This is a genomic window from Priestia sp. YIM B13491 (assembly GCF_042787605.1).
GTDB classification, from domain to species: Bacteria; Bacillota; Bacilli; order Bacillales; family Bacillaceae_H; genus Priestia; species Priestia megaterium_E.
The window spans coordinates 789,013-806,250 of sequence record NZ_JBHZOR010000002.1 but is presented as its reverse complement, the minus strand read 5'-3'; the positions used below and the strand labels follow the sequence as shown (position 1 = coordinate 806,250).

General features: G+C 36.8%; 11 protein-coding genes. 8 read left to right on the top strand and 3 right to left on the bottom strand.

Annotation, left to right across the window (positions count from 1 at the left end):
• Positions 1-22: 22 nt before the first annotated feature.
• Positions 23-457, bottom strand: a complete 435-nt coding sequence (locus tag ACFX4E_RS10070) for a hypothetical protein (RefSeq protein ID WP_050689328.1) — start codon at positions 455-457, stop codon at positions 23-25.
• Between the two features lie 337 nt (positions 458-794).
• Between ACFX4E_RS10070 and nirB the strand changes: the two genes are divergently transcribed.
• A complete protein-coding gene (gene nirB / locus ACFX4E_RS10065; RefSeq protein WP_377258332.1) occupies positions 795-3,140 on the top strand; it encodes a nitrite reductase large subunit NirB in 2,346 nt (781 codons plus the stop codon).
• Between the two features lie 19 nt (positions 3,141-3,159).
• On the top strand, positions 3,160-5,310 hold the full coding sequence (nasC, locus tag ACFX4E_RS10060) for an assimilatory nitrate reductase catalytic subunit NasC (protein ID WP_263034574.1): 2,151 nt from the start codon (positions 3,160-3,162) through the stop codon (positions 5,308-5,310).
• A 49-nt stretch (positions 5,311-5,359) separates the two neighbouring features.
• Here the strand turns inward: nasC and ACFX4E_RS10055 are convergent, their stop codons facing one another.
• On the bottom strand, positions 5,360-6,541 hold the full coding sequence (locus tag ACFX4E_RS10055; protein ID WP_028407520.1) for an MFS transporter: 1,182 nt from the start codon (positions 6,539-6,541) through the stop codon (positions 5,360-5,362).
• Between the two features lie 363 nt (positions 6,542-6,904).
• Between ACFX4E_RS10055 and speE the strand changes: the two genes are divergently transcribed.
• Entirely contained in the window at positions 6,905-7,792 is an 888-nt protein-coding gene (gene speE / locus ACFX4E_RS10050; protein ID WP_028407521.1) for a polyamine aminopropyltransferase, read from the top strand.
• 3 nt (positions 7,793-7,795) lie between these two features.
• Here speE and ACFX4E_RS10045 read toward each other — a convergent pair whose 3' ends face one another.
• Entirely contained in the window at positions 7,796-8,470 is a 675-nt protein-coding gene (locus ACFX4E_RS10045; RefSeq protein ID WP_377258329.1) for a hypothetical protein, read from the bottom strand.
• A gap of 245 nt (positions 8,471-8,715) precedes the next feature.
• Between ACFX4E_RS10045 and ACFX4E_RS10040 the strand changes: the two genes are divergently transcribed.
• Genes ACFX4E_RS10040 through ACFX4E_RS10020 form a run of 5 tightly spaced genes read left to right on the top strand, consistent with a single transcriptional unit; the run spans position 8,716 to position 17,231 of the window.
• Positions 8,716-11,337 (top strand): putative amidoligase domain-containing protein, encoded by a 2,622-nt coding sequence (locus ACFX4E_RS10040; protein ID WP_377258326.1) that lies wholly within the window; start codon positions 8,716-8,718, stop codon positions 11,335-11,337.
• Complete coding sequence (locus ACFX4E_RS10035; RefSeq protein ID WP_028407524.1) at positions 11,334-12,743, top strand: Mur ligase family protein; 1,410 nt, start codon at positions 11,334-11,336, stop codon at positions 12,741-12,743. The genes ACFX4E_RS10040 and ACFX4E_RS10035 overlap by 4 nt, the downstream gene beginning before the upstream one ends.
• A gap of 13 nt (positions 12,744-12,756) precedes the next feature.
• Complete coding sequence (aepX, locus tag ACFX4E_RS10030) at positions 12,757-14,274, top strand: phosphoenolpyruvate mutase (protein WP_377258323.1); 1,518 nt, start codon at positions 12,757-12,759, stop codon at positions 14,272-14,274.
• Complete coding sequence (gene aepY, locus ACFX4E_RS10025) at positions 14,267-15,397, top strand: phosphonopyruvate decarboxylase (protein WP_063670581.1); 1,131 nt, start codon at positions 14,267-14,269, stop codon at positions 15,395-15,397. Before aepX ends, aepY begins: the two co-directional genes overlap by 8 nt.
• A complete protein-coding gene (locus ACFX4E_RS10020) occupies positions 15,390-17,231 on the top strand; it encodes a 2-aminoethylphosphonate aminotransferase (RefSeq protein WP_377258320.1) in 1,842 nt (613 codons plus the stop codon). The genes aepY and ACFX4E_RS10020 overlap by 8 nt, the downstream gene beginning before the upstream one ends.
• The last annotated feature ends 7 nt before the right edge of the window (positions 17,232-17,238 follow it).

Below are 17,238 nucleotides of genomic sequence, written 5' to 3'. Positions count from 1 at the left end.
CCTTCAGGCTTTTGTTTGTTAATTAATACACCACTCCAAAATGTCGTGATGCGCAGTTTTGACAGGTTGTATGGTCAAAAAGACTCTCAGGAATGATAAATTCAAAACAAAATTGACATTGTTTGAATTGACTTTGTCTATAAAACATTGTCTCTAAGAAAATAGCTGTAATATGTTCGGTTATGTGCTTATGGGAACGTTGTTCTAAAGTGGACCATGGAATAGACTGATGCTCTATGTAAATCGGAAAGGAAGTATAGGGTGTATCCCATTGAATGGCTTGATATCCAAACGTAAGGCCATGATGAGCTGCAGATGTAAATATGATCAGGTTTTGATGGAATTCTGGCAGAGGTAATTCTAGTTTTTGATCTTTAAGCGATCTCGTTTTGGAATGAAGGTTATACAATTTAATTTGAAAATGAATCCACTGAGTGGCGTGAACGGTTATTGACATGTTTTAAACCTCCAATTCAGACTCTTTCTTTTATCATAATTGATTTCAAAATAAATAAATAGTAGGCAAAAAGAAGATAATAAAATTTTATATAGATTACTTATAAGGCGTAGGGAAAGGTGATATAAGCATAGCATCCTTTTTTCTACCCCTTTTTAAAGTATATTAATCTTCTATATAAGAGCTTGCTTTCAACGAATGGTATCGGCGTACTCCTACGCTTTAAACAGATTTTAATGTTAGAAGTTATAACAAGGTTCATTTCTTTTAGAGAAGTTTATGAAATAATAAAAAATGTATATTTTACGGTCTGAATCTATGTGTTGGAGGTTTTTATATGACGAAACAAAAGTTGATATTAATCGGAAATGGAATGGCGGGAATGCGCTGTATTGAAGAAATTCTTATTCATTCTCCAGATTGTTTTGATATTACTGTTTTTGGAAGTGAGCCTCACGTTAACTATAATCGAATTTTATTATCAACCGTTTTACAAGGCAGTACAAAGCTTGAAGATATCAATATTCATTCTTTGGTATGGTATAAGGAAAATAATGTCACTTTATTCAAAGGAGAAAGCGTTACGCACATAGACACCAAGAGAAAAATAATAAAAACAGATAAAAACAGAGAGACGAGGTACGACAAGCTTATTCTTGCTACTGGCTCGAGCCCGTATATGCTCCCCGTTAAAGGGCTTGAAAAAGAAGGTGTTCTCGGTTTTCGTACCATTGAAGACTGTCAAAAAATGATTGAAATTTCCAAACAGTATAAAAAAGCAGCGGTTATTGGAGGAGGCCTGTTAGGACTGGAAGCTGCTAGTGGGCTATTGAATTTAGGAATGGATGTTCAAGTTATTCATCATTCGGGTTTCTTAATGGAACGACAGTTAGACAAAGCAGCATCTAATATGTTAAGAGAAGAATTGGAACAGCAAGGCATGAGTTTTCTATTAAACAAACGTACGGATGAGGTTATAGGGGAAAGCCGAGTAGGAGGCATCCGGTTTGATGATAACAGTAAAATTGCAGCTGATTTAGTTGTAATGGCTACAGGAGTGAGGCCAAATGTTAATCTAGCTAAAAAAAGCGGAATAGAAACAAATAGAGCAATTATCGTAAACGATTATTTGGAAACGAGCATTCCAGATATCTATGCAGTAGGTGAATGCGCTGAACATCGAGGGATGACATACGGTCTTGTTGCGCCTCTTTACGAACAAGGAAAAGTTTTAGCGCGCACCCTTTGCCAAATAAAAAGCGAAGGTTATCAAGGTTCTGTTCTTTCCACTCAGCTGAAAATATCAGGAATAGACGTGTACTCAGTCGGAGAGTTCAAGGAAAATCAAGGTGCAAAAGCTATTACGATTTCGAATATGCTAGATGGCATATACAAAAAAGTTGTTTTTCGCGAAGGGAAAATAGTGGGAGCTGTTCTTTTTGGAGATACCAGTGATGCTGTAAAGCTATCAAAAATGATTAGTGAAAAAAAGGATTTATCACAAGCAGAAAAAGTACAGTTATTTCCTTTTCAACATGAAAAAGAAAATGCAGTAGCTTCCATGTCACTTCCAGATATCGTATGCAACTGTAACGGTGTAACAAAGGGAGCTATTATTGAAGCTGTCCAGAAAAATGATTTAACGACAGTAGATGAAATCAAAAATTGTACAAAAGCTTCAGGTTCATGCGGAGGATGTAAACCTCTTGTAACAGATCTTTTAACATATATTCAAAGCGATGAGTTTGATGAAGTTATTGAAGAAAAGGCTTTTTGTGCGTGTACACACTTATCAGAAGATGAGCTGGTAAGAGAGATGCAGCGATATCAATTTGAAACGGTTCAGCAAGTGAGGGAAGTGTTGAAATTTGAAGACATAAAAGGCTGCTCGTTATGTGAAGGCGGTCTTCATTACTATTTAGAAATGATGAATCCTCATCATGAAAGCGATCCACATTCTTTATTTATTACCGAGAATGAACAGGCCGTTTTGCTTCATGACGGGACTTACTCAGTGGTACCGCAAATTCACGGTGGTCTGACAAATGTACAGGAATTAAGAAACCTAGCAAATGTAGCTGAAAAGTACAACATCTCTACTATTCGTTTAACAAATGATCAGCGCATTCAACTCATTGGAGTGAAAAAAGAATATCTTCCGTTGGTAAGGGAGGAAATAGATAGAGGACTTCAGCAGCTATATGAACGTACAGTTAAAAATGTATCTGTTTATATAGGAAAAGGAACGTGTATTTGTCAGTATGAACCTGCTCTTGCTTTATCAAATGAATTAGATAAACAGCTTGAATATGTAAAGACTCCATGTGATATCAAAATCAGTATTGCTTCGTGTTCTCACATTGCAGAGAATGTAACAACAAGTGATATAGGATTAAGAAGAATAGACAGAGGATGGGAAATATATGCCGGCGGGAGCAGCGCAGAAGCTAGAAGCGGCGAGCTGTTTTATGTGGCCGAAACAAACGAAGAAGCAGTAGAAATCAGCTGTTCTTTGATTCAATATTACCGTGAAACGGGGAACTATTTAGAAACTGTCGGGACCTGGATCGAACGAGTGGGAATTGTTCATGTCAGAGAAGTTTTGTTTGAGGTAGACAATCGAGAGTATTTAATGAAGCAGCTCAGCTCAGAACGCTCTCGTGCAATCACATATTTATTATAGGAAAGAAGGGTGATCTACGTTGACTGAGATGCTATTGAAATATTTTCGTGAGCAGCAAAAGCAAGTTGAAACCGAGCGTATCTATAATACTCAGTGTCCTTACTGCAGCATGCAGTGCAAAATGCAGTTAGTTGAACAAACACATGTAAAAAGGAAAACGTATAAAACAATTGGAACAGACAACCCTACTTCTCAAGGAAGGTTATGTATCAAAGGAATGAATGCGCATCAGCATCCTTTGCATAAAGATCGCATTCAATATCCTTTATTAAAAGTAAAAGGAGAGTTTGTAAAGATTTCTTGGAAAGAAGCTCTTCACTATATTAAAGAAAATGTTACAGAGATTCAAGAGAAGAATGGAGCAGATGCGCTAGGTGTTTATGGAAGTGCCTCTATTACAAATGAAGAAGCTTATTTATTAGGGAAATTCGCTCGAGTTGCGTTAAAGACAAAGTATATTGATTACAATGGACGCTTATGTATGTCGGCTGCTGCTTCTGCTGCTAGTAAAACATTTGGCATGGACCGAGGATTTACAAATAGCTTGCAAGAGATTCCGTTTACTGAATGTATTATGTTAGCTGGAACAAATATTGCGGAATGTCAGCCAACGATTATGCCTTATTTTGAGAAAGCAAAAGAAAACGGAGCTTTTATTATTGCAATTGATCCAAGAGAAACCGCTACAACTAAAATAGCTGATTTACACTTGAAACTTAAACCGGGGAGCGACGCGGCATTAGCCAATGGAATCTTGAAGGTCCTTATCGAAGAAGATTATCTAGATGAACGATTTCTACAAGAACGTGTCAATGGATTTGAAGAAGTAATTCAATATGTGGCGTCTTTAGAATTTAATATCATTGAAGAAATAACGGGAGTGCCACGTGAAGAGATGTATCAAGCTGCCCGTATGTTTGGTCAAAGAAAAACGGGAATGATTTTTACTGCTAGAGGGGTAGAGCAGCAAACAGACGGAAGTGCTGCGGTGCGAAATTTTTTGAATATTCTACTTTCCGTTGGGAAAATCGGTAAACCTCGCTGCGGATATGGGGCCATTACCGGTCAAGGAAATGGGCAGGGAGCCCGAGAGCATGGTCAAAAAGCGGATCAGCTTCCAGGCTACCGTTCAATCGAAAATCATGAGCACCGGATTTATATAGCAGATGTGTGGAACATAGAGGAGAAAGATCTTCCTAGAAAAGGTGTTTCTGCATATGAGATGATTGAAAAAATTCATGACGGTGAAATTAAAGGGCTGTTTTTGATGTGTTCAAATCCAACAGTTTCAAATCCAAACGCTAATTTTGTTAAGAAGGCTTTTGAAAAGCTTGAATTTCTAGTGGTAGCAGATATGTTTGAATCAGAAACGGCAAAATTAGCAAACTTGATCTTACCAGCATCTTCCTACTTGGAAGATGAAGGAACCATGACAAATGTAGAGGGAAGAGTTACATTACGCGAAGCTAGCTTTCCATGCCGCGGCGAAATCAAACACGACTGGGAAATACTATGTGAAATTGCTAAAGTTTTAGGGAAAGAGGAATATTTTTCGTTTTCATCAGCTGAAGAAATATTTAATGAACTGCGAATGGCAAGTAAAGGAGGGATCGCTGATTACTCCGGTATTACGTACGAACGATTACGAGAGGAAAAAGGAATTTTATGGCCATGCAGAAGCTTAACAGATAAAGGAACCGAGCGCCTGTTTGAAACGCGTTTTGCTCATAGTGATGGAAAAGCGATGATGGTCCCTGTCTCGAATCAAGCTATTGTACCTAAAGCAAAAATAACGGAAAAATATCCTCTCTATTTAACAACGGGAAGAGTGATGTCGCACTATTTAACGGGTGTACAAACGCGAAAAAGTGCGTCTTTATCTGCTAGAAATTTCGAATCTTTTATGGAAATCCACCCTTCAACAGCGAAAAAATATGAAATTTCGAATCAAGAATTAGTACAAATTGAATCTTCATATGGAAGGATTGTGGTAAGAAGCAAATTTTCAGAGGGCATTCGGCCAGATACCGTATTTGTTCCTTTTCACTGGGCGGATTCTCAAAATGTTAATAATCTTGTTTCTGAAAAATTAGATCCCGCCTGTAAGATGCCAGGGTTTAAAGTAAGTGCTGTGAAGATTAGCCCTTCTGTAAAAAGAAGCAGCTATTAAAAATGCTGATGCAAAAAGCCTCTTGAAAAAAGAGGCTTTTTGAATGGAATCAGGCAAGGTGCTTTTGGTTAATACGTACATCTTGTTTTTTGAATCCAGAATAATTTAGTAAGAGACAGAATAGGGCAAAAAGCGCTAGTAAAGAAAAACCGACAACGTAATCTCCGCTTGTATCTTTTATAAAGCCTAGCACAATAGGAGGGAAAAAGCCGCCTATTCCTCCGAATGCTCCTACGATCCCGGTAACAGCTCCAATATTTCCTGTTGAAACAGATGGAACCATTTTAAAAACAGCTCCATTTCCGATACCAAGAGTAATGGCTGCAAGTAAGCAACCTACGCTAAATAGGGAGAAGGCAGTGATGGTAAATGCAATAAATAACCCTATTAGTAGCATTCCGGTAAAGACGAAGGTAAGTACTTTTTTTGCTCCGAATACATCCGATAAATATCCTCCAAGAGGCCGTACAAACGTTGCTAGTACGACAAATACAGCTGTTTTCAGCCCACTGTCTACAGTTGAAGCATTAAATTGATCATGCAAAATGGTAGGAAGATAGATGCTGAACGTTACAAACCCACCAAATGTTAAAAAATAGAAAACGGATAAAAACCACGTTTCTTTAAATTTTAATACCGATAAAGATTCCTGCAGCGTTTTGGGGGAAGCAGCAGAAGGGTGGTCTGAAGTTCCTACCCATAATAAAAGAGCCATTAAGGCTACCGCAATTGCTAAACTCCAAAATACCCAAGGCAAGCCAAAAGAAGAAAAGATAAGTGGAATACTAAAGCTTGCTACCGCCGATCCTAAGTTGCCCATCCCGGCAATTCCTAAAATAAAACCTTGCTTTTGAGGTGAATACCATTTAGAGACATATGTAATGGAAATAGCAAAGGTTGTTCCGGCCATGCCAATAAAAAATGCCCAAAAGAGCAGCATGGTATAAGAATGAGTAAAGCCTGCACAAACGGTAGGGAGTAGAAGAGCCAGCATCGTCAAAGAATACACTTTTCTTCCTCCGAAGCGATCTGTTAAAATCCCCATCGGAATTCGCATAAGAGAACCTAATAAGACGGGAGTGGCAATTAAGATACTTTTTTCAGCATTGGTTAATGAATACATCACTTGAATATCTGCAGCGATAGGTGCGAAGACAGACCATACTGAAAAAGCAATAATCATAGATAAAGTCGAGATAAGAAGTACAGATAAAGGCCGTTTAGAAAACATTACTTAAAAACCTCCTTTTTTATATGCAGCGTAAAGCTGTTGCAATATGGTAATTATGATACTACGCTTTCTTTTTTATGTATCATTCTGTGTTAGGTTTTCTTCCGTACTTTTGCTGAAGAACGGACGCAGATAAAAGTGGAGAGATAACTTACACTCTATCTAAGTGCTGATGAAGAAACGGTTAAAAAGCTTTAAAAGAACAGTAAGTAGAAATATTGTCGAAAGAATGGAAGGAAAATTGAAATTAGAAGAGATTAATAGAGTCAGCACCTATAAATTTGTGCTATCGAATTATAGCCAAATCAAAAAAAATTCATATTTTATATAGAACACAAATTTTTGAAATAGAAGGTGGAAAAAGTGACAGAAAAGCATCCTCTTTCAGGTTATAAAAAGGATGATTATGGAGTTCTCTGGATATGGAGTTATGTTGGACAGGCTAGAGTAAAAATGGGGTATAAAGTAAAAAGTCTGCTTCACTATGAGCAATCTTCCTATCAACAAATCAGTATTGTGGATACAAAATGGTATGGGAAAATGTTGGTGCTAGATGGTACTCCACAAATTTCAACAGGAGAAGGATTTATTTATAATGAAATGATTAGCCATGTGCCGATTATAACGCATTCAAATCCTAAAAAAGTCGCGATGATTGGCGGAGGGGATTGTGGTCCTGCACGAGAGGCAATGAAGTATGACGGAATTCAACAAATCGATGTAGTCGAAATTGATCCAAAAGTTACAGAAATATGCCGCACATGGCTAACTCCGGCTTCTTGTTATGATGGTGAAACGAGGCTCAATATGATACATCGAGATGGAATAGAGTGGATTCAAGAACAAAAGGGAGTTTATGATGTTCTTATCATTGACCGACCTGACCCTGTTGGACCTGGAAAAAAATTATTTCAACCTGATTTTTATCAATATGTCTACAATAGCCTTAAAGATGATGGCGTAGTTGTTTTTCAATCGGGATCTCCTTATTACAATACTTCCACGCTACAAGGAACAGTTAAAAATTTAAAGGAACTGTTTCCAATTGTCCGCACATATTTAGTGACGATACCTCTTTTCCCATGCGGCATTTGGAGTTTTACGATTGCTTCTAAAAAAATGGATCCTCTTCAGGCCGATTTGACGAAGCTGCAGCATACACATACTCAATATGTTGATCCTGAAATTGTCCGCGCATCATTTGTTTTACCTAAATATATAAAAGAAATAGTAGACGGAAAAGATTCCTAAAAACTACGTAGCGACGAATGTTTGTTGAAAGTCATGAATAATCTCGGAAAATATATTTGTTATAGCAGATCTATGTTTGCTGCGCAGAGTTCGGGATAATTCAATTTGAAACGTATTAAAATTATGGCTGTAGCCTGTATAGTTCCTATTGTCACCTTGTCTGTGAAAAGCAATTGATTCGTTTCCAATAAATTTATTATCAAATATTACATGGATTTTTGGAAACGAATTTTCGGATTTTTTAGTCAGAACTTGTTGAAACCAATCCTTAACTTCCTTTGAGCAAGATTGTCCATATAAGGTTCCTACTTCAATTGCATGGGGCCCGTAATGTGTGTCCTTCAGTCCATGAAAAGATAAATGCAAATAGGGTGTTAGAAGGCCATTATTGCTATCTATTATCTTCAAAGATTTGATAATTTCTTGGATTGTGCTTCTATATTCTTGTATCCCCTCATAGTTCGTTTTATTTAGATTTCTATTTAAATCTGCTACGGTTCGGGAAACCGTACTAATAATTCCAGCACATCCTGTTTTCTTTACTACATTCTCTACGATTTTATCCGTAAATAAATCAGCAGCGGGTGGTTCGGCATGAAGGGCGTCTACGTGACAGCTTATAAAACCAGTTCCTTTGTTATATTTTAAGTAGTTTCCATGAATGAATTTTAATGCCATTGACTATTTCTCCTTTTATATCGTTTGAAATCTATCCTTTCTATAATAAATGCAGTAAAAATAAAATCGGTGAATTATTACACGTGTTAAGTAAATACATAAAAAGTTTTTAGAGATGGTGGAAATAAATAGATAAATGTACAGGAGTATTTTGTATAGTTACATACTATGTGAGTAGCTGATTATTGTTATAGGGCATTAAAGTAGCAAAATAAGATAGAAAGTTCTAATTAGGAGGCTTTAAAATGGATCCAATGAAAGAAGAGTTAGGGATATTATCTGATAAAGAAATGACGTTGCAAACTCTTAATCTGAATAATGTACCATCTGTTGAATTAGTTGACCCCAAAACCTGTTCATATCCAGTGATAGGGAGGAAGTATGGTCATCACAGCGGAAGAGATGTTGTTATCGTAAATACAAAGGATCAAGCAATATATGAAGGATATGATTATTTTACGAAAATGTATGCAATAGACAAAGAATATTTCCTAGAAGTGGAAGGACTGAGTGTAAAATCAGTACAAGTAGTTACTAGCGAACACGTTGTATTTAATGAAATACCCATTCGAACAAAAGCCTTCGGCTGGAAATTAGAACAGATAAACGGCATGGATGTACCGGAAACGTTGGTAAGCATAGCCATTAGAGCGCTTTATGTAACAGGAGCTAAAAGCGGCTTTGTCAAAATGGGGATATTAGAAAGTGGAGAGTGTATTGTCACAGATATTAACTCATCAGAAAGTGAGTGGATAGAAAATCCACTAAAGCCTACTATCCCTTTTAGCATGGGTGCTGATGTTGAGTTTATGTTAAGCTGTGACGGGGAACTTCTACCAGCTTCTACTTTTTTTTCTCTTGAAGGTGCGGTAGGCTGTGATGAAAGGCAAATAGAACAAGATAGCGGTGAGTATCCATTAGTAGAAGTTAGGCCTGAAAAAGCGAATTCATCAACAGAACTATTCCAGAATATCCAAAAATTAATAGAAAAAGCATCTGCACAGGTACCTTATGAAAATGTTCATTTTCTGGCAGGCAGCATGCCTTTTTCTGGATACCAATGTGGAGGACACATTCATTTTGGCATCCCGCTTTCTTTATCCTTATTAAGAGCTCTTGATCACTATCTGGCTATTCCCGTAGCGCTGATAGAAGAATCTAAGACTGCTAAACTCAGACGGAAAACGAACCATGGAGGTCTTGGACGCTATCGTGAGAAACCGTATGGATTTGAGTATTTAACTTTAAGCTCTTGGATTATCGACCCTAGAATTACTCTCTCCACTTTAGCTCTTGCTCAGCTAGTTGCTACCCATCATCATGAATTAAAAAGCGAATTTTTATTTCATCCACTTACGCAGCGTGCCTACTATCAAGGAAATAAAATCTTTCTTAAACAAATGTGGAAACATATCAAGGGCAATCTTATGAAAACATCCAGCTATCCACACTATCAAAATGAACTATCTTTTCTATTTGAAATGATAGAAAAAGAAATTCCTTGTGATGAATCAAATGATATTCGCAGAAATTGGAATACAAAGATTTCTAAAGAAATCTATGACCGCGGACATATTATCCAAATTCCCAAAAAGCTCCGTTTAAAATACGGCCTTAAAGAGGGGCAGTCTACGATTGTTAGTGCAGGAAAGGCAATATCAACTGCAACTGTGCATTCTTATCCTTTTTCATTTCGCCATCCAAATATGGTTCAACTCTCTAAATCTCTCCGTGATAAACTATCTCTCCCAAAAGATTGGTGCCCCAAGCTATCAGCTTCAGAAGGCATCATAACTTTAGGTCCTATCATTGGCATTCTTGCTAACCGTCCTTTTGAAAGACAAACAACTTATTTCCATCATCTATGTCGCTTAGCAAATGAAAAGCGAATGCTTGTATATGTGTTTGAACCCGAAGATATTGATTGGGAGAAAAAATTGGTTAAAGGAACAGCCATTAACGGTGAAGGGCTCTTTCCTTTTCCTGCTGTTATTTATGACCGTTATTTCATAGATGGTAGAAAAAATATTTTAATAGATGAAGTAAGAGCAAAACTTCAGGCGATTTATAAAATTCCTTTTGTTAATTCTTCAAACTTGTTTCAGCTTACGGGAGATAAGTGGGCAACGTATGAACTTCTTATGAAAGAATATGAAGAATTTCTTCCAGAGTCACGTCTCGTACAAAACTCTGCTGACATTGCAGAAATGCTTGATAGCTACGGAGAAGTTTATTTAAAACCGCTTGGCGGGGCCTTAAGTAAAGGAGTCATGCGCATCGTTCGCCGACCAACAGGCATCTTTTGGTTTGATCTTAATAAAAAGGAGCTGCATCAATTCAGTAATATGAAAGAATTATTTACTTTGCTCACTCCTTTGATGAAAAACAATCCTTATCTTGTTCAAGAAGGAATTCGCAGAAAACAGCATAAAGATAAAAATTTAGAAATACGGGTTTATATGCAAAAAAATGAAAAGCAAATTTGGCTTCGAACGGGTATGGTTGCGCGTCTCACCGGTGAAGATGTGCTAACGGAAGATTCTGAAACGAATATGCGCCTCAGTAAAATATTAAACAGTTTATATCCTGATCCAACAGACAGAAGGCTCATTATAAACCAATTAGCTAAAATATCTAAAAATATTGTTGCAACAGTAGAGGAGAAAGTAGGTCCTTTTGGGGAGCTGGCGGTAGATTTATGTATAGATCAGTACGGTTCCATAAAGTTACTTGAAATAAATGCAAAACCAGATAGTCTATTCTCACAAATTAGAGCCTACAAGCTACGTACTTTGGCGGGGATTCGTCTGCTCAATTATGCGTCTTCACTGGCTGGTTACGAAGAAGAAAAGGAGGATTTAACATGAAGCACTTCACATTGAATGAAATTCTCAAACAAACGGGGGGAGACCTTTGTTATGGATCAGGAAATCCTATTATTAAACATGCTATAAACTACGCTAAAAAAGATATAGAGGATCATACACTCATCTTTCATTTAGATAGAGAACCGATTAGAGGGAAGTATTGGAAAGAAAATCATTCAATTGTCGTGATAACAGATCACCCTGAGCTGTGCACGAACTTAGAGGGAAATATTATTCTTGTTAAAACAGATCAATTAGAAGAGGCTTATTGGAAATTTATCGAATACTACCGAGGGCTTTTTGATCTTCCTGTTATTGGTGTTACAGGAACTTGTGGAAAAACGACCACGAAAGAGATGATCCGACAAATATTAATTGAAGATTATAAAGTGAAAGCTACGTGGATGAGTATGAATTCTATGTCTGTAAATCTACGTTATTTAACAGGTATTGATGATACGACAGAAGTAGCTGTTTTTGAAATGCCGGTCGCTTATCCAGGATATTTAAAAGTTGCGTGTCGCTACTTTCAGCCACAAATACGAATTCTATTAAATATAGGCGTGCACCATCTTGCTGATTGTGAAACACCTGAAGAATATATGAAAGCAAAAGCCGAAATTGTAGAAGGCTTAGATCCAAATAGCGGCATTTTGATTTTAAACGCAGATGACGAAAATATTAAGAGAGTGCTTGATGTAAAGCATCTTCAAAATGTTGTATATATAGGTAAAAATGATAGTTCCCAATTTCAAGCAAAAGATATTAAATATGCTAAGGGAGGAATGGCTTTTACTTTAAAGTACCAAAACAAAGAATACGATGCCTTTATTCCTGGATATGGTGAACATAATGTGTATAATGCACTGGCTGCCATTGCTGCAGTATTTTATGTGGGCGTTGATATTTCCGTTGCCATACAAAGACTTAGCTTATTTGAACAAGTAGAAGAACATTTGGAATTTAAAAGAGGAATGAATGAATGTACGGTAATTAATGATACATGGAACTCTTCACCTTTATCGATGGCTACAGCTCTTGGAGTTCTTAGTGATATGTCAAAAGAGAAACAGTCTATCGCTTTATTAGGTTACATGCCCCAGCTAGGAGAAGGACCTTATGCAATTAAACAATATGAAGATATGGGAAAAAAAGCAGCGGAATCCAAAATTGACATTCTAGTTGTAGTAGGAGATGAAGCAAAAGCTATTGGCACAGGAGCTTTAAAATGTGGAATGGACCCTAAAAAAGTCTATTTTTGTAAGACTGGTGATGAAGTATACAATGTGCTAGCTCCATATTTAAATGAAAATACAGTAATTTTATTAAAAATAACGCACCGTGTTATGACAAAACCTACTTTTAAAGAATTAAGAAATAAACTTATTCCAGATAACGAAGAGTAAAAGGAGGATAGACATGAAGAAAACTAAACAGCTAAGAGAGTTGATAGAAAGTAAACGGCTAGAGTTTATTATGGAAGCTCACAGTGCGCTATCTGCAAAGATTGTAGAAGAAGCAGGTTTCAAAGGGATATGGGCCAGTGGCCTGTCTTTATCCGCAGCACTGGGTGTAAGAGATAATAACGAGGCTTCATGGACACAGGTATTAGACATCTTAGAGTTTATGAGTGACGCAACGTCCGTTCCAATTCTTCTTGATGGTGATACAGGCTATGGGAATTTTAATAATGCAAGAAGATTAGTTAAGAAATTGGAGCAGCGAGACATTCCAGGCGTATGTATTGAAGATAAATTGTTTCCAAAAACAAACTCATTTATTAAAGGTGAAGCACAGCCGCTTGCAGATATTAATGAATTTTGCGGCAAAATTAAAGCAATGAAAGATAGCCAAAATGACGAAGATTTTGTAGTGGTATCGCGTGTAGAAGCTTTTATTGCAGGGTGGGGGCTGAAGGAAGCTTTAAAACGTGCAGAAGCTTATCGCCAAGCGGGAACCGACGCCGTTTTGATTCATAGTAAAAGGTCAGATATGACAGAGATTGAAGCTTTTATGAAAGAGTGGGGAAACAGGCTTCCGGTTATTATTGTTCCAACCAAATATTATTCAGTTCCCACTGATAAATTTAGTGATTTAGGAATTAGCTTGAGCATTTGGGCCAACCATAACTTAAGATCTTCCATTACAGCTATGCAAAAAACGTCCGCTCAGATTTATTACGATAAAAGTTTGATTAACGTAGAAAAAAATGTCTCTCCGCTTGAGGAAGTTTTCCGTCTTCAAAAAGCTGAAGAGCTCGACATCGCAGAGAAACTTTATTTAAGCTCTGCCAATCATAGCACGAACGCTATGATTCTGGTAAAGAAATCAGCAAATGACACTTTAATAACTGAGCAGATAAATCAGTTAAAAAAAGTCGGCGTAACAAATAGTATAAAAGTAGATTCCAACAAAGCTATGGAAGACAATGTGTTTTCTAATAAAGGAGAATTATATGATCTTTATACTGCAAGAGATAAGCTAGGAACGGCTACTTTAATAAGCGATAGTAACATCGTATATAAAACCCATATTTTTGAGGAGTTACTTCATGAAAGTGGCGATATCACGATCGTAGCAGGAGCTGATTATGAGTTAAAAGGGAATCAAACATCTTATGTGACTGCTAAACTTCCCTATTCCAAGCAGCTGTATTCCAAAACAGTAGACTTGATTCAAATGTCGTGCAATCCAAACTCTAAAAACATTCATGGTCAATTCATTGGCCTTTGGAAAGTTTCCGGAAAAGGCACTGAGGTTGTAAAAAAAGCTTTGGAAGAACTGGCACAAAGAAAAGATTTTGCGCAGCTCACGTTTTCTGATTTCTTTAATTATATTAATCTAATTCACCCGGTTGCTGTTAAATATACGATGGGGTCATGGATAGATACCGAAACGTATACAAAGATTCAAAAAGATGGTGGGAAAAATGATTAGTACGTCCGTATTTGGAACTCAATTAAAAAAACTAGGTTTTCAATTTTATAGCGGAGTTCCTTGTTCCTATCTTAAACATCTTATTAACTACGCTATCAACGAATGTGAATATGTTGCAGCAGCAAACGAAGGAGAAGCGGTAGCGATTGCTGCTGGGGCATCAATTGCTGGCAACAAAGCGGTTGTTTTAATGCAGAACTCCGGATTAGCAAATGCTGTTTCCCCTTTAACCTCTCTTATTCATCCGTTTAAAATTCCTGTCCTTGGATTTGTCAGTTTTCGCGGAGAACCTGGATGTCCAGATGAACCGCAGCATGAATTAATGGGAGAAATTACTCCTGCCCTGCTAAATACGATGAAAATAAAATGGGAATATTTATCTTTTGATTTTGCCGAAGTTAAAAAACAGTTACAGCGGGCTAATCAAGCTGTTGAAAATAATGAAAGCTACTTCTTTATTGTAAAAAAAGGAACGTTTGAGCCAGTTAAGCTTTTAGAAAAATCAATAAAAAACGTTACTCCTAAAATGAAAAGTGAACAGATAACAACCGATGAGTTACCTTCAAGGTATGAGGCATTACAAGTAGTTAATTCATTAAAAGACAACGATACTATTCAATTGGCCGCTACAGGAAAAACAGGAAGAGAGCTTTACGAAATAGAAGACGCAAGAAATAATTTTTATATGGTTGGATCTATGGGGTGCGTTAGTTCCATTGGTTTAGGCTTAGCTTTGAGCAGAAATGAAAAGAACATCATTACAATTGATGGAGACGGAGCTTTGCTTATGCGCATGGGAAATCTAGCAACCAACGGATACTACTGTCCAGCAAATTTATTACACATTCTTTTAGACAATCAAACCCATGATTCTACAGGGGGGCAACATACGGTCTCTCATAACATTAATTTTGTAGATATTGCTTCTTCCTGTGGGTATCAAAATTCCATTCATGTTCATAACTTACATGAGTTAGAGACGTATATCAAACAGTGGAAAAGTGATAAAAAATTAACGTTTTTATATCTTAAAATAGCGAAAGGATCTAAAAAGAACCTAGGGCGTCCTGAAATGAAGCCTTATGAAGTCAGAGAAAGACTGCAGGTGTTTTTAGATGATTAAAACAGCTGTTATTCTAGCTGCAGGGATGGGGAGCAGGATTCGTAAAAGAGCTGGAAACCGCCCTAAAGGTTTTTTAATGATTGATGAAAAATCGATTATTGAACATTCCATTTCGAAGTTAATAGAAGCAGGAGTTAAGACGATTTTTATTGGAACAGGATATATGAAAGAAGAATATGAAAAGCTAATGGTTAGATATCCTCAAATAAAATGTGTTTATAATTCTAGATACGAAACAACGGGAAGTCTGTTTACGCTGTATCAATTTAAAAATTATATTAAAGAAGATTTTTTACTATTGGAATCAGATGTAATTTATGAAAAGAATGCGTTGGAAACATTAGTAAACTATTCGAGATCAGATGTCATACTAGCGAGTAAATTGAACGGTGCTGGCGATGAAGTTTATATTGAAGCTGATGAAAATAATAACCTTAAGAATATGTCAAAACAAAAAGAAGAGTTGAATAGTATCTATGCAGAACTAGTTGGTTTAACCAAACTCTCTTATGCTACATTTCAGAGACTTTGTGATGAAGCAAATACGCTGTTTCAGTTTAATCAAACGATCGATTATGAATATGGCCTCGTTAAAATTTCCGAAAAAGCAAATGTGTATGTTCATAAACTGGATAATTTGGCATGGTGTGAAGTGGATGATGAAGATCACTGGGCAAGAGCAACTACTATTGTTTATCCGATTATTAAAGCTCGAGAAGGTATTCCGCATACAGTTAAGAGAAATATACTCCTAAACCCAGGGCCGGCAACTACAACAGATACCGTCAAATATGCTCAAATAGTGGAAGACATTTGCCCGAGAGAAAAAGAATTTGGAGAGACGATGGAATTTATCTCTGCTGAACTAACAAAATTTGTGGGGAATCCAGAGAAGTATACTACGGTATTATTCGGCGGATCTGGAACGGCGGCAGTGGAATCGATTTTAAGTTCAGTAATTGATAACGGTACGGTTGTTATTATCAATAATGGTCCATACGGTGAAAGAATGTGTAAAATCGCTGAGATTTATGGACTGAATTATTTAGAATATAAAAGCTCCGCCGAGCAGGCTATTGATATGAACGATTTAGAAATTTTTATAAAAAAGATTTCAACGAACGTTTCTTATCTGGCGCTTGTTCACTGTGAAACTTCCACAGGGCTTCTTAATGATATTGAACAAATTGGGAAACTTTGTGCAGTGAAAAATATCGAAATGATTGTGGATGCAATGAGTTCGTATGCAGCTGTTCCAATTGACATGCAAAAAATGAATATAAGCTATCTGGCCGCAAGTGCAAATAAGAACCTCCAAGGAATGGCAGGCGTGTCGTTTGTTATAGCAAATAAAGCCCGGTTAGAAAAAACGGAGCAAATAAAGCCTCGTAACCTTTATCTTCATTTATATGATCAGTATCGATATTTCCAAATGAACAAACAAATGCGTTTTACTCCTCCTGTTCAGACTATGTACGCTTTAAAGCAGGCAATTATAGAAACTCAGTGGGAAGGAATTGAGAAACGATATGAACGCTACTCAAAATCATGGACTACTTTAACGGATGGAATTACTCGGCTTGGGTTAACCTATTTGGTTCCTGAAACACATCATTCTAAAATTATTACCTCTATCATCGAGCCTTCCCATAAAAAGTATAATTTTGATATTATGCATGATTTTTTTTATAAACAAGGATTCACCATTTATCCTGGTAAAATTGATAAATTAGAAACGTTTCGAATAGCAAATATTGGTGATATCACATATAGAGAGATAGAAAGATTTCTTCACCTTCTTGAACAATATCTTAACGGTCTAAAAGGAGAGTGAGAAAAAG